Below are 22,346 nucleotides of genomic sequence, written 5' to 3'. Positions count from 1 at the left end.
TTACTTAAGTCTGGCCTTATTTTGCTGATAAAGTTTATCGCCGAGGAACTGGCGGGCGAGCTGGTCCTTATCCACGCCCTTCTGGACCCAGTCGTATTCCATGATGATCAATGTCTTCAGGACTATCGCGAGGTCGCGGCTCTTCATATCCGGGTGCTTAGCGTAGAACGCGTCGAGTTTCATGCAATATGATACGGGTGTTTGTTTGATCGTCACGCCGCCTTCTTTAGCGCCATTGATCAAAGCTGTGACAACCTGCACCCTGCTCTCTTTCGTCATCGCCAGATAATTGTTTCCTGTGGGCGCCGCGCCCGCGACATTGCCCCAGGCAAATACAAACGATGAAACCAGGAGAGTCATTACCATTAAACCTAATATTTTTTTCATCACATCGTCACCTTTCATTACCAATAAAGCCTGCGGAATCTGCTCGAATAGCGTTTTATCCATTCCTTCGAGGCTTTTTCCAGCGATATCTGCTTGCCGAGCTCGATGCTTCTTATATCACGGAATTCGCTGATCAAACAGAGTTGTTCAACCAATTTAACCTTATACGCGGCGCTGAGTTTTTGGAAAGCCGCGCCTATATTATACAGCTTCGTCTCTTTGTTCTTACTGCAGTGGGCGACCATTGCCCGCAGGTTAAATATCTTGTCCTGGAACGGCATCTCTATCAGAATAACCGAGCCTGCCTTCACGGGATGCTTCGCGGAGAATAATATCCCGCCTATACTTATGTCTATCGACGTCGAATGCGTCTTTTTACCTAACTCTTTGGCCTGGACCTTCTCATCCTTTGTGAGAGAGCCTTCTTTCACGACCTTGTAGTTAAGAGGAAAGCACATCTGATGACGGATGAATCTTCTTCTCTCGTCTACCGGAATCGCTTTTTCGAGTTTTTTAATATTCTTCATTTATTTAAAGGCTGTTTACCAGATTTTCGCCCACAAACTCAGGCTCTGTAAGTATGGGCATATAATCTTTCGGTATGGGAAAAGGGAAAGTTATCGTTTCATACACGCCTACCGCTAATCTCAAAGCGCTCATGCCGACACCTTTTATGATACCCCACGTAGCGGCCGCAAATACGCCGTCATTATCATTGGTTTCCTTAAACTGAAAATACAGTTCGGCGGGGAATGTAACCATATTGGACAGTCCGCGGCCCAATTTCTTCGCCGGATCGTTACAATATGCCGGCACAGCAAATGCAATCGTAAGCAAAGATATAATTAATATAATTAAAACAGTTCGTCTGGCCATAACTACCCCCTTTCGAGCTAAACTATATCACGAAACCGCGAGTAATTCAATGCTTTGAGGGCCGATGTATCATAGGGACAAATCTCACCGGCAACAAACTTTTCCTCTCAAATCCCGATTCTTTCCTGGTGATAAGGCACAGCTCCTGAAAGAAATCGCCGATGGGGACGACCATCCTGCCGCCCACATTAAGCTGGCCGGCGACCACATCCGGGATATCGGACGGCGCAGCGGTAATTATCACAGCGTCGAAAGGCGATTTTTCCGGCCAGCCCGCATAGCCGTCGCTTGATCTAAAATGGACATTCTTATAACCGAGATCGGATAAGCGTTTGGCTGCCGACAGGGAGAGCGCTTCGCTCACTTCTATCGTGTATACTTCCTTCACTATATCGGCGAGCACAGCCGCCTGATATCCGGAGCCTGTGCCTATTTCGAGGACCCGGTCGCCGGGTTTCAAGGCTGCGGCCTCTGTCATATACGCTACTATGTAAGGCTGTGAGATCGTCTGGCCGTGCCCTATCGGGAGCGGCTCGTCGGCATAAGCTATCGCCTGAAGATCGGAGGGAACAAATAGATGGCGCTCGACTTTGCGCATGGCCTCGAGCACTTTGGTATCGCTTACGCCTCTGGCAACGATCTGCTCGGCCACCATGTTGTCGCGTTTAGCTGTAAACATATTGTTATACCAGGTTTATTTTATAAATACGGGCAGGGCTTTTTGTCCTGTATCAGGCCGCAATTCTTAGCGCATGGTGTCATGGCGACCGTCACTTCACTATTGGGAACCCCCGAAGCGATATCCCCTTCGATCTTGGAGACGATCTCATGCGCTTTGGAAAACGGCATATCTTTGGGCAGGATTATTTTAACCTCTATGAACTTCTTATGGCCGGCTGTACGCGTCTTCAGGTCCTTAAAATTGCAGTAGCTCTCCGCATGCTGGGCGAGCCTCACCACGGCCTCCATCTTGCTCGGCTCCTCGATCGAGACGTCGAGTAGGTTCACGAAGGCCTGCTTTGCAAGCTTTAATGAAGGCAGGGATATCGCAAGGCTCACGAGTATGGTCACGGTGGGATCGATATACGGCTCTATGCCCGCATACGGACCGCTCTTTACCATTATCGTGACTATGAAAGCGCACGCGATGGCCGCCGATATGAACCCTTCCAGCGTATAGTGAACTCCTTCCGCCTTGACCGCCGGGGACGAGCTTTTACGGGCCAATTGAAATATAAAGAAAGCCCCTACAAAATTCAATGTCAGACTGAGCGTGCTAGACGCAAATCCTATCCATGGAAAGGTGACATGAGTGGGATGGAAGAACGTCGCGAACGCCTGAAAGGACATGATGACGGCTATCCCCATCAGGACTATACCCTCCATCGCCTCGCACACATGCTCGACCTTGCCGTAGCCGTAATTATGCAAAAGATCGGCGGGTTTCATCGAGAGCTTCAGCGAATTATATAGAATAACGGAGATGGTGAGCCCGACCACCGTTATTGCGAAATCCGTGGCGATCGCGAGCGACCTGACCACGATGAGCGCCGTGAGTTTAAAGATAAAGAGCACCACATTGAACCAAAGGCTGATGCCCGCGGCCCTCATCATGTACTGTTCTTTAGTGTTCATAATTAAGCGCTCCTGTTAATAATATGGATCATCTGATAGAGCCTGCCGTAGTCGCGCATATTGAAGCTCATTACGAGCCGGGGCAGGTCGACATACTCTCTGTTACGGATCTCTTTTTCCATCGGAGGTGAAAGCAGTATCTCGCCTTTTGTCAGGATATCCTTAAATTCTTTATTTAACAGCGCCAGGGTCTTCGCGGAGATCTCTCTATTCAGCCTTATCACGGTCCGGCCCGAAATGTATCTTATCGAGTGATATATCCTGTAAAAATCTTCAATGTATTTTACCGCCTCATCGACGGTTTTCATAATACGGAAGAGTTTAAGGTCCTCTTTTAAGATGAAGCCGTTCTTAAGCAAGTGATCCGTCACAAAACGTCTCCACGCGCTCCAATACGTCAAGCCCGGAGGCTCCATCAGGACTATCGGCCGGGGCTTGGATTTGCCGGTCTGGATCAGGGTGAGCATCTCAAACCCCTCATCATGCGTGCCGAACCCTCCGGGGAAAAGAGCAGTAGCGTCGGTCTCTTTTACAAAGATCAGCTTCCTGGTAAAGAAATATTTGAAATTGATTATTTTGTCTTTTTCATCAATATACGGATTCGGCTTCTGCTCGAATGGAAGCCTGATATTCAGCGCGAATTCCTTGCCCGCTGCGGCGCCTTTATTCCCCGCCTCCATGACCCCTGAGCCGGCTCCGGTCACGATCATGTAGCCTTTGGCTGTCAGCTTTCGCGTGAACTCCTCAGCCATTATGTATTCGGGCGATGTGCTCTTCGACCTTGCCGAACCGAAGATTATGACCTTCTTAACGTCTCTATAGGGAGCAAACACCTTAAAAGAATACCGTAATTCTTTAAGCGCGTTATTGACGAGCTTCAGATCCCCTTTATCACTCGATTCCTTCCCAAGCTTCACGGCAGTCGTGAGCATTTCGCGGATCAGATTTTCGGTCCCGACGGAGCTGTATTTCCTGGCGATCTCTTCTATTAAGCCGTCTATCGTCTTATTGCCGATCTCGTATTCTTTACATTTTCTTTTCATTTAATAACCTATAACCTGCTGGAACGTTTTCGGCTCTATGCGCACGCTTCCGGTGAACGGAAAGCTGAACGATAATATCGTAAGCAATATAAGCGCTATCAGCACGCTCAGTATAGAGGCCATTACCACATGGTTGATAAATTTATCCGAACCAAAAAAGAACGTGAAACTTATGGTCGTTATCGCGCCCACTATCAGGACAAACCATAATACCGGGTGCACGCCCTTCCTCGAATCCATAATGCGCAATCTTCTCATCTCGCGAAGGTCGTCGAGCTTACGCACCGATTCGGCAAAAAATATCTTCTCCTTCTCCGTCTTTGGTTCGTAGCTTTCGTAGAGCTTCCAGATGTTTCTCAATGTGGTGCGAGCTTTCATGTTCTCCTCGCCGCGGGCGAGAGATACCCATTCTTCATTTATAACAACGTCCACGTATTCCTTTATGAGAGAACGAGCCTCGTCTCCAAATGATTGCCCGAGAGCGCCGCTGGTCCTGTAAAGGTCCACCAGGCAATTGGCTTCTGTCTCTGTGTGTCCTTCGGCTCTATCGAAATTTTGCCATGCTATAACCACTACAAATGCCAGTAATACCGTATAGGCCAGCGCGATCGCGTTAAATATTGCGGCAGTCAGATCGTTGTGCGCCTTCAACATCTGGCGCGGAACAAACCGCCATATAATCTTAAGCCCTATTATGGACAACGCCACTGCAAGAAAAACCATAATCGCGCCCAAAGGGATTATGTGCACGTATAACAATATTCTCTGAACCAGCGGCATTAAGGCCTCCTTCGCAAGTTACTTGTATTATAACCCGAATCAGTTCCTGGGCAGAGTGAAAATAAATTTGCTGCCTTTACCGACTTCACTCTGGACCCAGATCTTTCCTTTGTGCAGTTTTATGATATCTTTGGCTATGGAAAGCCCCAGACCCGTACCTTCCTGCCTTTCCGCGGTAATACGCTCGAATTTATCGAATAATTTATTAAAATCTTTCTTCGCGATGCCCGGCCCGGTATCGGATATCTCGAACCGTATCTCTTTTCCTGTCCCTGAAAGCTTAACGGTTATACTGCCTCCGGAGGGCGTATATTTTACGGCATTGCTCAAAAGGTTGATAACGACTTCCGTCAGCCTGTCTTTATCGGCCCGGATAAGGCCCGCGGTTTTCGAGATATCTTTTTTCAGGGTAAGTTTCTTTTTGGAAATATCGGCACTATTGTCCACCGCTATCTCATCTATTAACGAACCCACATCCACATCCTCTTTATTCAGCTTCATCTTCCCCGCTTCGATCTTCGCGATATCCAGGAGATCGGTCACCAGCCTGATGAGCCGGAATGTATTCCGCCTCGTTATCTCGAGTATCTCTTTCTGCTTCGGCCCGACCTCTCCGGCCATGCCTTTAATGAGAATGGTCAGCGACTCCTTCATGATGCATAGAGGGTTTTTGAACTCGTGGGCCACATTGGCGACAAAGGCCGACTTTCTATCGTCCATCTCCTTTAAGAGTTCCTGCGCTTTCTTTATCGCGCTGATATCGTTGCCGACGCAGAGTATCTCTGTCGGGCGATCATCTTTATCGAGGACAGCGCTGTTAGTCCAGGATATCCACACCCGCCGGCCGCCGCGCAGCATGTTCTCATTCTCATTGCTGACGTACTTCGCGGGATTGAGCATGATATCGCTTATCATCGCCTTAAGATCGCGCCCGGCGCTGTCCGTAACAGGCGTTATCGTCCCGATCACGCTTTTGCCCATTATCTCGCTCTTCTTATATCCGAAAAATTTTTGCGCGAACTTATTTAAAAAGGTCACCCTGCCTTCCGTGTCCATGCGCAGGATGATGCTGTTAACGCCCTCGACGAGCCGGCGATACTTCTTTTCACTCTCTCTTAACGCGCTCTCCGCCTGTTTTTTACTCATAACGCCGGTTCCTTATGCGTCATTGCTTCTTTCTCGCTATCACAACGATCTCTCTGCCGCACCATTTTTTAGCGATAAGGCTCATGGGATTAACGGAAGGATCGATACATTCTATTTGGACATCGAAATCACTCAATAATTTACGCAGCATGCCGGGCGTAGTAATATTGACATGCATTTTCTTGTTAAGCTCTCCCCTGTCGGGAGCTATCCTGAATATTTTTTTAAAACCCGCCCATGCGCTGCCATTTTTATACTTTCCTCTTATTATCCTCAGAGGCCATTTTATTAAATTTGAAGGGATATCCACTATTCTTTTTAATGGAGAAAGGAATTTTTCATAATAATAATTAGGGGTCATCATTATCAGGCGGCCGTTATCTTTCAATATACTGCGTATTCTTTTAAACGCTTCTTTTAGCTGCCAGTCATGCATATGTTCGGCAACTTCGATCATGAATACAATATCATATTTATCCTTAAAATCAAATGTTCCTATATCGCCCACTTCGGCCTGGGCCAGTTTGCGCAAGTCGGGCGGAAGTCTGAGTATAACCTCTCTCGCCAGTGCTATGCCCTCTGCGCTATAATCGATACCCAGAATTTTAGCGCCTCGCTTAGCGCAGTAGTAAATCAATTCGCCGCGGCCGCATCCCAAATCCAGTATAGCGTCGCCTCTCTTTGGGTTTCCGTATTTTAGGGCTTTTTTGAATTTATCATGGATGTTGCTGTCGAGGCCTTTAGTCCATTCATTAAAACCCTCATTATCGGTCAAAAAATAATCTTTTGAATACAGCCCCGGGTCTACGATCGTCTTATCTGGCATCGATACTCCTAAGCGGATCCAAGTTTACTTATCACTATTTTTGGGCGTCAAAGGGGGAACGGTCACCGACTCATTGTAATGAACTACACGCCATATGCCGGACTGCTTCTGCCAAATCCAGGTTTCAGTAAGCATTTCCGTATAGCTCTCGCCGGATTTACCGACAGAGTCTGCCCTGCCTGTAGCGGTCCATACGGCGGCGTCAGCTCCCAGCACCTCCACTTTGGGCGCGTTCATACTGATCTTCATGGACTTGAGCTTACCATAGGCCTCGGCGAGGGTCCTCACCAGCTCCGCCTTGCTGTACGGTTTTGAGCCAAAAAAGAAGACCGCGTCCGGGTCGTCGCTCAAGACCGAAAGGGTCTTTGCCGCATCGAGCGTCTCCGCTGTACTAGTAACTCTATTCATTAGTTCGCAGATCGTTGCTTTTATCTCCTCTTTCGCCGTATCTGCTTGCTCACTAGAAAACGCCGGCATGATCAAGATAAGACAGAATACAAACACTAAAAACACGCTTCTTTTCATAGGCAGCTCCTTTTTCTTATTCTTTATTATAACCCAGACCCGTCCCTGCGACAATCCCATTTATGTATATCGTTCCACATATTTGTCCACCAGGAACCTCAGCATCTTCTGATACTTGGTGTTATACCTCTTAGCTTGCTGTTTGAAGAAGTCAACGCTCTTCTCGCTTAGCCGCAAAGTGACCATAATGGTCTGTTCCGGAACAGCCAATTCTTTAGGCGGCGGCAAGAAATCATCTACTCTCTTTAACTCGCCTATCGGCATATCCTGATCTGTCTTATGTTTTCTCATAATATCTTATCCCCTTTCTCCAGTAACCCGCACCGATCATCCTGATCTTACCGTTTCGATATGTAAATCGTATGGTTATGATTCTATCGCCTACTTTCCCTATACAGAAATATCTATCTTCACGTTCGCTATGTTTAGAATCGATAAATATCTTTCTCTTTGGGTCCTCAAATGCCTTGGCTGCGGTAATAAAATCTATGCGGTGCTTATAAACATTCACTCTTTCCTTCCTCGGATCCCATATGAAACTGCCATGCTCTTTAAGCATATTAAGGATACCTCATATATGTATTTTTGTCAATATAATTATAAATATAACACGCTTTTTGTATTAGATCAGGCGATTGCGTTTATACTCACCTATTATATAAGACGCTAAAATAGGCCAAATTGTTGCAAATTATTTTAAAATATATTAAGGAGGGGTAACAAAATGTGCGCACAAAAATGGGGCCATCCTGAAAAGGGGCACCCTACTAAATTATATCTTATAAATAGGGCGCTGCGCCCTATTTATTGAATTATAAAGGTTATAAGCACGGCACAAGCTATTCTGAAATAAAAAAGCAACTCTCTCGCTGAAGAGTTGCCCCCATATTCGTATCTTCCTATCTTCATCGACCATCCTTATTCGCTAAGACGGTTATCTCACTCCACAAATAGGGCGCTGCGCCCTATTTATTCTTATTCCCAATAAGTATATATCAGAGAATCTTGCCTATCGTGTAAAAAATAGCGAGTTTATCATCTTTTCAAAAATATCTTTATATAGATTATATTCTTGAGGAGGAGACTCAAAGGTCATCATTAAAAGATGCACACCTACCTGCACATATATGACAGTGACTCTCACGGCTTTCGATTCAAACTCAACTCGCAGGGCAGGCTGCCCAGAAACTTTTATATCCGATTGGGAAATAATAGTATTTCCTGCTTCTTTCAAACCTTCAACAAATTGCTTTTTGCTTTCTTTCCAATCCCTAATTCTTACCACAAGATCGGCAGTTTGTCCCAAAGCTGAGCTGGAAGACTCTCTGCTGGAAAAATAACCTACGTTATACAATAAACTCACGCCAACTTTATATTTGTCTGTATCATTTTTAATCGGCTCCTGGCTTAAAATGAGAGCCGGCATATTACCCGTAAGCTCTTCCCTAACATACCATTTTGCCGGATACTTGATTTCAAATGGAAAATTTATCTTCTGGGGAATAAAATCAACCAGGTTCACAGTATCGCCTTTTGGCTCTTGAACAGCATAGGAGGCGCTATCAGCGCAGTTACTGCAATTAACAGATACAATTGAAATCGCAAAAAAAATGAAAAGTATTTTTCCCACCATGCAAACCCCTCCTTTATTTTTTGTTCTGAGCGGCCTCTATAAATGCTATGGCACGGTTAGCTTCTCGTCTGTATTCCGGCTTCTTCTCAGCTATATTTTCTAACACGGGGATGGCTTTAGGATCTCCCAATGATGTTAGTCCTAAAATAACATTATCTTTCGCTGGACTTGATGATATCTCTAAATTATCAAAAAAATATTTTTCATACATAGGAATTATTTCCAGTGAGTGTGCCTTATAATAATGTAGGCATAAGGTGAAAACCCATGCTTTTTCCCAGCGACTGCCATTTTTTGCTAACTCTAAAATGAGTAGATAAGCTTTCTCTGATTGAACTGAAGATAAAGCCTGCAATATGGTTCGATATTCATCGATATCTTCGGACTTGGATTTGTCGTAAAAATTCAAATTCATCTGTTTGTATGCGTATGCTTTCCCCATAAAATGATCCATAGATTCTTTATCATCAAAATTCACTAATCGGAATATAGCCACGCGCTTAATATTCGAGCTTGCTTGACTATTCAAAATAGCTCTTAATGGCTTGATAGCTCTTTTTTCTTTTCGTTCGGTTAATATGACTGCTGCCGTAGAAAATCTTGGCTCATCGCTAAAAATGTTTAACTGCGACAGGAGGAAACTCGATGTTTTATTTTTCCATCCGTCGTACATGGCCTGATAATAATTTTCATGCGTAAACGCCATAAAGCTGTCACAAAACCATAAAACATGTTTTTGCAAAAGAAAAATATACCCTACTGATAATATCAAGCATAAAATTATAGTTAAAGCAATTAATTTTATTTTCATAATATTATTTTTTTATAAATTCTTTTATTACCTTTGTCATTGTAGACGGCTCGTCTTGCATTACACCGTCTTTGTAGATATTGAAATAATCTCCATCGGCCGTCGCGCCGTCAACCCAATAGTTAATGGCCCAGCTATGACGCGCATTAAAATCATATAGATTTACTTCTTTACTCACGTCATTTTTAATATAAACGTTTTCCCATGTATATTTATACCCATTGGGACACTGCTCCCAATAATTCTGGTTACCGCTCCAATTTGGGATATCACCTTCTGAATTTATTATCATTATATTGCGCAGGTCTATTCCATTCTCTGTGGCTATTTTATAAATAGCGTATGCTTCCGATCTCGGGGATATAAAAACATACTTATCGGCTTTTGCATATTTCATAGAACGTACAGCCGCATCAACCCCGGCGCTATGAGCAATAACAACGGTTTTGTTAACGCTATCCATGCCTAACATATCACTTATTTTTTGCACCATGCTCAAATCATTTACTGCCGTATTAATTCCCGGCACATACACGAATCTTGCGAGTCCGCTATTTATAACGCTACCCACCTCAATAGCCGCGTCATTAACAGACATTTCCCAAACCGAATTTTCGTAACCTATTTTTTGGAAAAAGCCTTCTATCGTGAAAGCATATTTCAAGTACTCTTCCGGCTTGAATACTTCCAAATTAAGCATATCAACGGCAGATATACCTTTCTCTGTGTCAATCAGCGTCCGTGTGTTTTTTGTATAACTTGTCACATCAAGCAATTCATTGCTTACATGATTGAAAATATTTACATCCAATTTTAAGCTGTTTAGCCATTCATTTCCAAGCGCTCCGCTTACGTTAATTAGTTTCTGAATGTCAGATCCTATGCTGTATTGTAACATAGTTTTTCCAGAATCATCGATAACCAACCCTATTTCCAAAGAAATTTTATCTATCTCAGCATCGCTATATCCTATCCGCTTCAGTATATCACGCTGCTCTTCCGTAAGCCAATTCATAGTGGTTGAAAGATATCGCACTGTTTCGCTGTTTTTAATACTTATGTCATACCCTATGGAAAATTCTTTTATATTAGCATCCACGTACTCCCCATCTTCGCTGTATATGTTCCAACCTCCAACATCCTTTGGCGTTATGGTAAGCAGGACGTCTCCACTATGTAAATCGCACACATCCGCATAAACCTGCAATCCATTATCTATGGTCTGACTCTCCCTTCGTATACCATCATAAGTCGTCGCGAGCTCTGCGTCGGTGAAACCCACTTTACCGTAAACGTCAACTCCGAGGTTACCAATGCCGAGAAATGATCCATCAGTTGTGGTTTCGCGCTTACCCACTAACTCGCTCACCTCTTCACCGCTTGGGAGTTTTATGGTTTCGAACATGCCACTGGAACCTATCAGATTGCCATTCTTGTCACGTATCTCTACAGTTTTATACGTCTTACCATTTATGGTTTCTGAATAAAATCGATTCTCGCCAAGAGCCTTGGCAAAGTATTGGCCAATGGACATACCAGATTGCACGATTGAATTGACAGCCACGCTATTAAAGAAGCTGGCTCCATATGTATTCAATGCCTCAACAAAGCCTTTCTCCGTCACTATCTTTGTGAAATCCTGTATCTGGGCTATATACGCTGCCTGCTGCCACGCATTTGAAGGATCGCCATAGCCCAGGAAGGTTAAGGCATTATCCGTATAGGTCTTAAATAGGCTCTGGAATATATCCTTACTATCGCCTGTGGCAGCCTGTATGCCCGCATTTATAGCCCCGGATATAGCCGAGAAGCCTATGTTGGCCAAAAGCGGATTCAGCCCCAACTCCTGCGTAGCGTAATTTATTCCGATTGAAGTAATCCCCTGCAACAACCCCTGCTGCACTCCACTCCATGCATCCTTCCAGTCGAATATTCCATCTGATCCATAACCTATATTAATACTTGACCGTATCCCCACCCCCGCCAAGTAGGATATTCGCGAATCGATACCGAGGAGTTCACCCACATCTGTTACACCAATATACGCACATTCGCTGTATATGTATGGTGAGATACTTTTTATAAGGTCCTGATATGATATTTCCCCTGTTCCGGTATATACGGAACCTCCTATAATAGAGCCAGCCATCATACCGGCGAGACTGGTGATGTTAGGATCGAGCTTTAAAGCAGTACCAAGTTGGTCGACGCCGGAAATAACACCGGACTGTAAAATACCACCGACAATCCCTATATTGGGATTGCCCAAACCAGCAATGGCTCCGGAAATCAATGCGCTGCCTATGCTTGCTAACGTCGGGTCAAGGCCCATACTCTTAAATAAATAGTTCGCACCGAGACTAACACCTTGCTCAATGATCCTTGTTCCTATGCTCAGAACTACATCTTTTACCGTTTCAGTAAATCCTGTGGTGCTCCATATTCTTGTCGCTATATCGGTAGCCGCTCCGGAAAGGCTTTGAAATATTTCCATCGGCGCACCAAAAACTTTGCCAAGGATCGGAATTGCCTGTCCTATAGAACTAAACGCACTGCTAAATGCGCTTCCTATCGATTGAAAAGCACCCCTCACCGCATCGAATATGTTCGGGAGCACTGTAGAACATATCGCGGAACCTACAGCATTTACAACCGACCAGACTACATCCATTAAAGTGCCTGTATGCACAACAAAAGATATGGTTTGCACTACAACATTGATACCTATTAATATGGCTCCTACAGAAGCAAGGGGTGTAAATAGAAGAATTGCGCCTATAGGCGCTATTATCCTCTGGAAGAAGTTGACAATGCCTCTCCAGAAGTCACTCCACCAGCCGCTTCCCCTTATATTCTTCTCCTGAGTTACATTTATCTCTTTGGAGGGATTGCTGGGCAGATCCTTATTATAGGAGAGCTCCTTCGACAGAGAATAGCCTCTCCATTTCTCCATGAATTCGGCCCTTGAAAGGGTCATCGCCTGGCCATTATGTCCGACGGTGAGGTCTATATAGGTAATGGTGCCGTCCGCGTCATTGATACTTGTCACTAGCACATAATGCTTACCGTCGATATGAACTATAACGCTATTTCTCGAAACCTGGTCCTTCAGGTCGTCATAGGATATCTTCTGGGAAGACAAGGTAAGGCCATTGGCTTCGGCGGCCTTCCGCATGGCATACATCGATATAAGAAGATCGCCTTCGGTGTCTTTAGTTATTACGCCCGTCAATATATCGACCTTAAGCGCATCTTTACCTATATCTTCGAAGGACTTTTCTATGCCGTTATCTTTCAGCATCGCAATAATAGTTTCAAAAGCGCTGTCCCCAAAGTGCAGGGATTGGCCGGAGAGCCAGGAAATAATGCCGGAGATTGCTTCGGTGCCTTCGGCACCTCGCAATGACGTAGCTACATCATCCAAGGTAAGGCCTAATGACGAGAGTATGGACTCTTTATCGGCATCGGATGCGGATAGATACTGGGCGAAGAAATCTGTAAGGCTCGTTATTATATTCTGCTTTCTAGCCTCCCGATCCGCATACTCCGGGAGATCCTTCAAATACTGGGTTATTTCAGAGGCAGTAAGCGGCCTTAATTCAGTCTTCGCGATATTCGCCCAATATAAGAGGTCTTCATCACCAGGATCCCGGCCCAGTATCTTTCTGTAATATTGATAAATCAACGGTGAAGATTCCTTTTGGACTATATCTCCCAGGATCTTGTTGTAGTCGTTATCGATAAGGTCCCACATCGCGGTCGAGGCGTCGAATTCTATTCGTGCCTTGGCAGAGGCGATTTGATTGTCTAAATCCGTGTAGGCGTCCTGAGTCTGCTGATGAAGACGTGTTTCATAATCGTCTATTTCCCTGAATGCTCTGTCAAACTCGGAGAGGTCATATACACCAGAATCATATTTAGCCTTTTCCTGGATTAAACGCGACCTTTCACTATCTATCTGTTTTTGAATATCCGCTGATTTGGCGAGTATATCGGCCCGGGCGGCGGCATCCGCCTTTACGAGCTTGGCAAGCGCCGCATCCTTCTGGGTAACTATCTCAGTCAGGGCTTTCTCGTAATTCTCTTCGAGCTTCTGCCGAGCGTCGACAAATTCAACCTTTATAATATTTTTGTCTTCATCATAAGTATAGGTAACTTGCGTAACTCCATTCTTATCGACAACTTTGGTGGCAAAACCTTCATCAAAATAAGTGATCGATTGACCTGCGGTTATTACCTCCACGGGAGTGTCGTTCCCTTGGTCATAGACGGTTATCACTTTCTGCGAGTCTGAGAGTTTAGAGGAAGGAAGATCCTGGGTGAGAGAATCCGTGTATGATGAGTCGAACTTAAGGAGCGCGAGGTCAACGGTGCCTTCAGAATTCGCCGGATCATAATCAGTTCTTACGCCGGCGGCGTCTTCGGTCCAGATCAAGACTCCTGATTTATTGTATGCAGAGGTGGTGTTATTTTCTTTCACTTTCACATAAGGATCCAGAGGGTTGTCAGAAACCTTAATATAGCTGATCGATATGCCATGAGTGCTATAGAGAAGTACCTTAGGCGTTACTGAAGGGTCGGCAGTTGACAGATTTATCTTATACTGGAAATATTTTTTACCAGGAGATAATATGTCGGATCCTTTAGAATCTGTCAGGCTTTCGGACCATTCGCTCCAAGTGGAATCGGGAATAGCCGTATCCCCCGTTCTCGTCTGGAACGCGATATTTGTGCCTTCGGGAAGTTCCTGGTTCCACGATATAGATCCAAGGTCAAGCGCATTAAGCTCTATCACGCCGGATTCGAAGGAACCTGATGATGGATAATCGTACGCTTTAATGTTAACGGTGGGCCTGGACGGTGTGGTATTGACTATGCCGGGGTTGCCGCTCGTATACTCTATCGTGGATTGGCCGATAATGGCCTGCATTTCATACAGGTTATATACAGAACATACGCAATCGCCGTTAAGTGACTGCCCTGTCATCATCATGCCCGTCACATTGGACCAACCGGTTGTATTGTTCACCTCTCCGGAATCACCGGCTCCTGCATAACTTGCTATGCAAGTCCACGATCCGTTAACGCATAGATAAACATTGGCATATGCGGGAAGGCCATAGCTGCCAAGCGAAGCCCTGTATCTGGCCTTTGAGATGTTACAACTTGGAAATGTCACAGCAGCGCTGCCGCCGGCCCCGTGAGAGCCGCTTATGCAAGTGCCGAAATTATCATCTGTGGTAGCGCCAGATCCGCCCGCTCCCGTCAGGCAGACATTGCCGGTGATAATGCCGGCGCTGCTTATTGCGTCGCATTTAATATTCACGCTGCCGGTAACGGACCCGGAAGAGCTGACATTGAAAACAGGGGTGCATATATCTAAGGAACCGCCGCAGAATACAGCGCCATTTACGGTGACTGTGTCCAGCACTTTTATTATGGTGTTGGGGCCGACTATTAAAGTCGTCCCTGGATCGATAATAAGCGATTCGAAGTTATATGTGCCTGCCTCGAGAGTCTCATTCGCGGTTACGTGCTTCACGCCGTCAGAACCTGTGCCGAACCGGAGTGAATCCTTCGAGAGCTGGAGATAGGTGGTGGAGCCATGTCCTAAAATGGATGCGCTGGTAAAAGATCCATCCTGGAATATCGATCTTGTCGTGTAATTTTCAGTGGTCTGTATGCCATATTCGTATTCCTTTTTAGAGCCTGCAGCCTCGGTGCTCTCGATCAGTCCGTATGAATAGTACTTTACGCTCTCGCCTGAGGCGGTTACTACGGTATCGATCTTCCCGTCTTTCACTATGTATGTACTGCCGTCTTTAGAATAGGTAAAATCCTTCGCGTTATTATCGGCATCGAAAGAAACGCTCTTAATTATGGTCCCGTCAGATCTGGTGGTCTTCGAGATCTGTCCCTGGCAATATTCCGTGGTCGTCCCGTCTATATTCGTGATCGCGGTGAGCTCCGATATGATAACTGAATCCTTCAAATACAGCTCTTTCTGAGTGCCGTTTAATAAATAATCGGGGATCTCGTCCGTGATAGCGCCCATGTAGTCGGGGTTAAAGATGAGGCTTGCCAGGCTGTTCTTATCACAATCGGATGTGACGCCGCCTTTAGACATCGTAGCGCAATATATGCCGGGCAGCTCGCTCGACCCGGATGGAGCACGGCTGTAACCAAATGTTATCGGGCTATTCTCTCCGAGCTTCAAAAGCGGCGTCACAGCCGGATTAGTAGTGGATAGATTAATTCTGTATTGGATATATTTGCCTGTCGGAGAGGTTATTTGAGAAGAGGCCGGACTGGTTAGTTTAGTCGACCACTCACTCCACGTAGAATCAGGCGTAGCCGTATCCCCTGTCCTCGTCTGAAATGTGATATTTGTGCCTTCAGGCAGTTCCTGGCTCCATGATATAGAGCCAAGGTCAAGCGCATTGAGCTCTATAACGCCGGATTCGAAGGAACTGGAAGATGGGTGATCGGATTGTTTGATACTGGCGATGGGCCTGGACTGTGTAGTATTAACTGTGCCGGGGCTGCCGCTAATATACTCTATCGTAGGGGTCCCAATAAAAGCCTGCATCTCGTATCCATAAGCTCTAGCCACACCTATAGTTGAATCCGTCTCGATATAATACTCAATGCCGGTAACATTATTCCAGGATCCGTTTATCGTAGCGACGCCTGTATTAAAACTGCCGGGGCACCTTCCCCAATAGTATGTCGGTGAGACTTGGGTCTTAACTCCGTCTATATAAAGATAGAGAATACCGTATCCCTGGCTATCTCCGCTTCCGCCGCCACCTGCTTGCCACTTTACAGAGCTAATGGTGCATGAAGGGAATGTTATGCGCGGCGAGAGCGCCCCAGAGCCCGGATTATAATCAAGGTAATGGGCCCAGCCGCTAAAACTATCGTCTCTATCCAATTCATTCGCGCCGTTACTAAGCGTTCCTGTTATCGAGGCGTTACCGGTTATAATACCGGCGTTATTTATTGTATTACACTTGATATTTACTGCGCCTGTGACGGATCCGGAAGCGCCTACATTGAAACTGGGGGCGTATATATCTAAAGAACCGCCGCAGAATATGGCGCCATTCACGGTAATTGTACCCAGCACCTTTATGATAGCGCCGGAAGCAATCGTTAAAGTCTTCCCCGCATCAATCATAAGCGATTCAAAGTTGTATGTGCCGGCTTCCAATGTCTCATTGGCGGTTACGTGCTTCACACCGTCGGTCCCGGTTCCGAACCGGAGCGAATCCTGAGATAGCGTGAGATAAGTGGTGGAATTTGAATTAAAAAGACTGACCTGGTTAAAATCACCATCCAAAAGCGCGGATGAACTGTTAAACACCTTACTGTCTTTCACGAAATATTGATATTCTGTCAGATCCCCGGCTTCTGTCTCAAACGATTTCACAAAACCGTTATCGTAATATACGGTCTTTACGCCATCCTTCGATAGCATCTCCCCTATCTTCCCCTCTTCCACCTTGTATGTAGCGCCGTCCTTAATATAGGTGAAGTTTCGCGGAGTATTATCGCTATAAAAGGTAATGTCTTTTATCACCGTGCCGTCGGATTTTGTGATCTCGATGATATTGCCGCTTAAGTCATACTTCGCCTTATTTCCCGATGGGAAATATACTTCTACATAACCTTCGTTCTTGCCGACATAGGTATAGGAATATTTCCGACCCTTGGAATCGATTATATAGGATAGTTTTTTATCTTTGGTGTAGGCCTGGACATTGCCATCCTCATCGCGAACGAGAGTAAGGCCGTCTTCATATGTATAAGTGTATGTGTAGAGAATTTCATTATTCCGGCATATCTCCGATTTAGTAAGATCTCCTGAGGTGCCATCATAATAATATCGTGTAATTAGCTTAGAGCCCGCTAATTCCTCGAGACTGATAAGCTTGCCTTCGAGATATGTCCTCTTCTCGCTTTTAGCGTTATCTAAGATCACTATATTATCGCCACTATAAGACCAGTCGTATACGGTGCCGTCTTCGAGCGTAACTTTGCGGATCTTCCCATCGCTGTAATCTGTTATATCGCCGGACGCGCTGATGGCTTGAAGGAGTTTCGCGTCATCGTAAAGGGCGAGGCTTCCGTCCGGATAAGATACGAGCGCGCTATCAAGCTCTCCGGAGTCGCGGAACGTCATATTCTTTAGCGTCGTGCCGTCGGCTTTCTGGATCTCTTTGACCTTGCCGTTTTCATATACGATCTTAGTCGCGTCATCGAGGCTTAAGCTCTTTATATTGCCGTATTTGTCGTAAATGCGTTTTATGCCGTCGCGGTCGACCGTTATCTCATCCACGTTACCAAGACCGCTTAAACGATAGCCATAAGAAGTCGTGCTGGAAGAGCTTAAAATATTATCTACCAGCCCGTCTCTATATGATATCTTCTCGCCACTGGGCTTCAGGATCTCTTTCAGGACTCTATTCTGATCATATTTTATCGTATCGAAATACGGGTTATTGTCCGGATCGCCAGCCGGCAGGCTTATTGAAAAATCCATATTCGGATTAACGGCATTTATGATATCAGTTCTTCCGTTTGGAAATACCATGGGGGCATCAGAGAGGAGCGCATACTCTGGTATCGCGCTATATGGGTCGTCGATAACGATATTCTTATTCCTTAAACGCGCTTCAGCGTCTTGATCGAGCATAATGCCGGCGGTGGTATTGTACTCGTACGTCTCCAGATGGTCGCACGCCTCTACATTCATATCACCGCCGGAGATACTGGCGTAAACTTGAGGATCCCACGACACGTTTTCTATCGTATATACGGGATCCGCCGGCGCAGTGAGCGCCTCATATATGTAAAACTTGAGCGTATTATTTTCGATCTTGGTCTTAAGGGTGTAGGCGGTATTATCTTTAATTTTGATATTTAACGGGATAGTGGTATTGGTGTACTTATAGGTCTTATAGTCATAGTGATATGCCCACAGAGTAAGAGTATTATTATAGTAATTTAAATATAGCGAATCGCTGGATGAGGATGAGTAACCGTAAACACCGTAGTAAAGCGATTTATAAGCGGCATTCGAATCAAATGTGAATGTGGCCGTATGTATCGGACTATTCTTTAACGGATTATTATAATCCGTCGATACACTCTTCGAGTTAGTATAAGTTCCGCTTGAAGTCGGGTCAAAAATAATATTAGCGTTACTGCCGCTTAATGAGAAACGCGGGTTCCAGTTCGAATTAGCTATCGTATAGACGGGATCGGACGGTCGGCCTTCGGACGCTTCATACAGGTATATATTAATGCCATTCTGGCTCCATGCAAATTCTATGCTATAAACGACATTCCTATTTACAGTTATATTCAGTTCTTTATTATCACTTACGGTCTTCCTGGTCTTGTAATCATAATAGTAATAATATAGGGTTGGTTTTTGGCCGTAGATATTTAATGAAAGGCTCACAGACTTATCGTTGTAGTTATAATAGTAAGCGCTCATGTAGATCGAGGAGTATGTTTTTAAACTGTCCAATTTAAACGAGGCCTTTATGGCGGGGTTTATGGAAGCCGGTATGTAATTATTAGAATAAATGCTCTGATAAAGGTTAGATTTGTCATATGATACTCTTTTATATACCTGGAGATTGCCGTTTTCATTTACGGCATAATCGTAGTATACGACTTTTCCATCGGGAATGGCCGCGGATTTGAGCTTGCCCTGGAAGGCCCCGGAATCGTAATATGTGTAGCCGGTGCCGTCCGGAAAGCGGGGAGTTATAGATATGACGTTACCTGAAGCGTCGTATTCATATGCCGCGATCTCACCATTCGCTTTTGTCTCGGTCAAGAGTTTATTATACGCATCATATATCTTTTTTGTGCCGTCTTCCAGGGCGAGCTTCTTCCCTATCACCTCTCTCGCGTCATCGTATATATAGGTAAGGAGGGCCTTGTCCGCGTAGCTATTGCGCTCAAGTAAGGTCCCATCTGCATCGCCATATTTATACACTTCCAGGTTATCGTACGCCTCGACATTCATCCGGCCGCCGCTTATCGTCGAATAGACTTGCGGGTTCCAGACGGCGTTCTCGATAGTATAGATGGGATCGCCCGGCGCGGTACCTTTCTCGTAGATATAAAGTTTTAGAACATTGTCTTCCATCTTTGTCTGCATGACATAGGTCGCGCCCTTATTAAAGGCGACATTTACGGGAATAGTCTTATTTGTGTACTGGTAGGTCTTGTAGTCGTAGTGATAGACGCTTAAGCTCGGAGTATTATTGTAATAATTAAAGTATATAGAATCGTAAGAAGCGCTGTTGTTGCCATAAACACTATAATATAAGGACCTGGAGGCGGCATTCTGGTCGAAGGTGAATTCAGCGGCGTACATAGGGCCGCCCTTTAGCGGATTATTATAATCCGTGGAGACGCTTTCGCTTCCTGTGTATGTGCCGCTCGAGGAAGGGTCTAGTGTTAAATGGGCGTTGCTGCCGCTTAAGGAGAAAACCGGGTTCCATTTATTATCGGCTATCGTGTATAGAGCAGTCCCGGGCCTCGTTCCGGAGGATTTATACAGATATATATTAACACCCGTAGAGGTCCATATATATTCTACGGTGTAATCCGTGTCTTTATTTATGGTTATATCCAGCTGCTTATAGTCGTAAACATATTGTTTGGTTTTGTAATTATAGGAATAGTAATAGAGATAGGGTTTTTCATTGTAGAAGCTTAAAGAGAGGCTTACCGATTTATCATTGTAGTTATAATAGGACGCGCTCGCATAGGCGGAAGAATATGTCTTGTCGCTGTCTAAATTAAAACTCGCTTTAAGCGTGGGATTTGTAGTGTAATTTACGTTGTCGGTAGCATAATAGCTTTTGTAGGATGAGCTCTTGTCATATGACGTTCTTTTGTAAACGACGAGATCACCTTCAGGCGTTATCTTATAGTCGTAAATGATGCTTTTGCCGTCAGGGGACACCTCCTTCTGAAGCTTCCCGGCAAATTTGCCGCTTTGATAATATTCATAAGCAGTGCCGTCAGTAAGGATTGTTTTTATCAGGCTCTTATTATCGTTATATTCCTTAATGGTGCCGTCACTTAATGTGAAGGTCGATCCCGCATAAACGGCAAGGGGTGAATAGTGATGCTTTATGGCCCCCTCACTGTCGCTGAAACTTTCCAGGACCCAGGCGGAGTTATATTTCCATGTCCTATCGCCGTTTGTTATGGTGACGCCGAGCGTCTCTTCGTCCTTCGTGTAAGTGTATGTTTCTACGGCGGAGGAGCCGTCGTCTATCTCGATGGTAGCGTTTACGATATCCCCTGCCTCATTAATCCGGTCGTAACGATACGTGGTCCTGACGCCATTTACATCATTTACTTCTTTGACCCTTTTATTCTCGACCAGAATGGACCGGAGCGTCGGGTTATCTTTATATATTATATTTCCGGAGACCAGGTTACCGGAAGAATCAAGCTCGAAGTTTCTTAATATGGTGCCATCTGAGAGCTCTATCTCCGTGATATTATTATCTTCAAGCCGGAATGTATTCCCTTCGCCGTCTCTTATCTCCTTCAATTTAACGGTGTACACCGTCTCTCCGTCAATGGCATCTTCGCTCTTCTCATAAATGTATATCTTCCCATCTTCGGTAATGACTTTCGAAAGAATGCCGTTATCGGTATCGTCGTTTTTATCGCTATCGTATTCAATTACTTTCCCGGTATTAAATTCGACTCTTATAAGCGCGCCGTTTTTGTCATAAAAAGATGATTTTTCAGAATCTTTAAGCTTTGTTTCAATGATATTATTGTCATTATCTACAGAGTAAAAATAGTCGACAACATTTCCTTCCGGATTGTCAGGGTCCGGATAGGTCGCCCTCGTGATCAGTTCACCACTGTATTCGAAGACCGTGCCATCGGGTTTTGTTAGCCTGGCCACTTTACCGTTTGCGACGATCTCATTGGTATCATCCTTATATGTTATATTCGCGGCGATAAGCTCGTTATTCTCGCCTATTACGAGATCACGTAATACCGTACCGTCTTTCTTCTCAATGGAACTTATCGCGCCATCCGCATAATGCACGATATCGCCATCTCCTGTAGTCACGGAAAGTATCGCGCCGTCGCCTTCAGGCGCATTCGCAGCTTCCTCTATTATAGTGGAAGATGAGGTTGCCCCGGCCTGGCCGGAAGAGGCCGATTTCGGGCCCTGTAATTCTATAGAGTTATCGGAGGATTCTTTTGTATTGCCGGAGATATTGTTTGCGGTTTGGGCCTGCGAATTGATGGTATCTTCCACATCCTGCTTCTGGGTTATCATGCTCTGGCTGGCCGTCTGCTGATTTTGAAGATAGTCGGGCGCAAAGGTTTGGGATTGTTCTTGATTCAAGTTTTCGAGGGTGGTGGCTGCCAGATCACCGGCCCATAAGATCTGCTGCCATAGAAAAGAAAAGGCTATGGCGAGCGCCATAGCCTTAAAAGGTGCTTTAGTCTTCAGTGTGGTTATCATGTCCTGTCTCACTTTTCATTGCAAGACAAGCATACCACATTATTTACTTTTTGTCAAGAATAATTTGATTATTTATCAAATCGGCCATTTAGGCATTAAAAAGCCCGTCTATCGTAAATCGTCTTAATTTATCCGATAGACGGGCGAACTTC

The 22,346-nt window shown here is 45.1% G+C and carries 15 protein-coding genes; all 15 read right to left on the bottom strand.

Going from position 1 to position 22,346, the window contains the following annotated elements; genetic code table 11:
• The 15 genes from NTY76_07195 to NTY76_07125 all read right to left on the bottom strand — a co-directional run bounded on the left by NTY76_07195 (position 1) and on the right by NTY76_07125 (position 22,194).
• Positions 1 to 387: a hypothetical protein gene (locus NTY76_07195; GenBank protein ID MCX5678876.1), complete on the bottom strand. Its 387-nt coding sequence runs from the start codon at positions 385 to 387 to the stop codon at positions 1 to 3.
• Between the two features lie 17 nt (positions 388 to 404).
• A complete protein-coding gene (locus tag NTY76_07190; GenBank protein MCX5678875.1) occupies positions 405 to 914 on the bottom strand; it encodes a PilZ domain-containing protein in 510 nt (169 codons plus the stop codon).
• Between the two features lie 4 nt (positions 915 to 918).
• On the bottom strand, positions 919 to 1,263 hold the full coding sequence (locus NTY76_07185) for an exosortase system-associated protein, TIGR04073 family (protein MCX5678874.1): 345 nt from the start codon (positions 1,261 to 1,263) through the stop codon (positions 919 to 921).
• Between the two features lie 46 nt (positions 1,264 to 1,309).
• The gene (locus NTY76_07180; GenBank protein MCX5678873.1) at positions 1,310 to 1,942 is read right to left on the bottom strand and encodes a protein-L-isoaspartate(D-aspartate) O-methyltransferase; all 633 of its coding nucleotides are present in this window, start codon (positions 1,940 to 1,942) and stop codon (positions 1,310 to 1,312) included.
• 20 nt (positions 1,943 to 1,962) lie between these two features.
• Positions 1,963 to 2,898, bottom strand: coding sequence for a cation diffusion facilitator family transporter (locus NTY76_07175; GenBank protein ID MCX5678872.1), 936 nt, complete (start codon positions 2,896 to 2,898; stop codon positions 1,963 to 1,965).
• A gap of 2 nt (positions 2,899 to 2,900) precedes the next feature.
• Positions 2,901 to 3,941 carry a TIGR00730 family Rossman fold protein gene (locus NTY76_07170; GenBank protein ID MCX5678871.1) on the bottom strand — a complete coding sequence of 347 codons (1,041 nt, stop codon included), beginning with the start codon at positions 3,939 to 3,941 and terminating at the stop codon, positions 2,901 to 2,903.
• On the bottom strand, positions 3,942 to 4,721 hold the full coding sequence (locus NTY76_07165; protein MCX5678870.1) for a DUF4239 domain-containing protein: 780 nt from the start codon (positions 4,719 to 4,721) through the stop codon (positions 3,942 to 3,944).
• Between the two features lie 39 nt (positions 4,722 to 4,760).
• Positions 4,761 to 5,867 carry an ATP-binding protein gene (locus tag NTY76_07160; protein ID MCX5678869.1) on the bottom strand — a complete coding sequence of 369 codons (1,107 nt, stop codon included), beginning with the start codon at positions 5,865 to 5,867 and terminating at the stop codon, positions 4,761 to 4,763.
• A gap of 19 nt (positions 5,868 to 5,886) precedes the next feature.
• A complete protein-coding gene (locus NTY76_07155; protein MCX5678868.1) occupies positions 5,887 to 6,693 on the bottom strand; it encodes a class I SAM-dependent methyltransferase in 807 nt (268 codons plus the stop codon).
• A gap of 24 nt (positions 6,694 to 6,717) precedes the next feature.
• Positions 6,718 to 7,218: a nuclear transport factor 2 family protein gene (locus NTY76_07150; protein ID MCX5678867.1), complete on the bottom strand. Its 501-nt coding sequence runs from the start codon at positions 7,216 to 7,218 to the stop codon at positions 6,718 to 6,720.
• A gap of 60 nt (positions 7,219 to 7,278) precedes the next feature.
• Entirely contained in the window at positions 7,279 to 7,509 is a 231-nt protein-coding gene (locus NTY76_07145; protein ID MCX5678866.1) for a BrnA antitoxin family protein, read from the bottom strand.
• Positions 7,496 to 7,777, bottom strand: coding sequence for a BrnT family toxin (locus NTY76_07140; GenBank protein ID MCX5678865.1), 282 nt, complete (start codon positions 7,775 to 7,777; stop codon positions 7,496 to 7,498). The genes NTY76_07145 and NTY76_07140 overlap by 14 nt, the downstream gene beginning before the upstream one ends.
• Positions 7,778 to 8,227: 450 nt before the next feature.
• Complete coding sequence (locus NTY76_07135) at positions 8,228 to 8,851, bottom strand: hypothetical protein (GenBank protein ID MCX5678864.1); 624 nt, start codon at positions 8,849 to 8,851, stop codon at positions 8,228 to 8,230.
• Between the two features lie 13 nt (positions 8,852 to 8,864).
• On the bottom strand, positions 8,865 to 9,662 hold the full coding sequence (locus NTY76_07130; GenBank protein ID MCX5678863.1) for a hypothetical protein: 798 nt from the start codon (positions 9,660 to 9,662) through the stop codon (positions 8,865 to 8,867).
• 4 nt (positions 9,663 to 9,666) lie between these two features.
• Positions 9,667 to 22,194 (bottom strand): cysteine peptidase family C39 domain-containing protein, encoded by a 12,528-nt coding sequence (locus NTY76_07125; GenBank protein ID MCX5678862.1) that lies wholly within the window; start codon positions 22,192 to 22,194, stop codon positions 9,667 to 9,669.
• Between the last annotated feature and the right edge of the window lie 152 nt (positions 22,195 to 22,346).

It is taken from the genome of Candidatus Omnitrophota bacterium (genome assembly GCA_026387175.1).
Taxonomy (GTDB): Bacteria; Omnitrophota; Gorgyraeia; order 2-01-FULL-45-10; family 2-01-FULL-45-10; genus CAIMPC01.
Note: the sequence above shows the minus strand (reverse complement) of the source record. Positions and strands in the feature narration are given on the sequence as shown.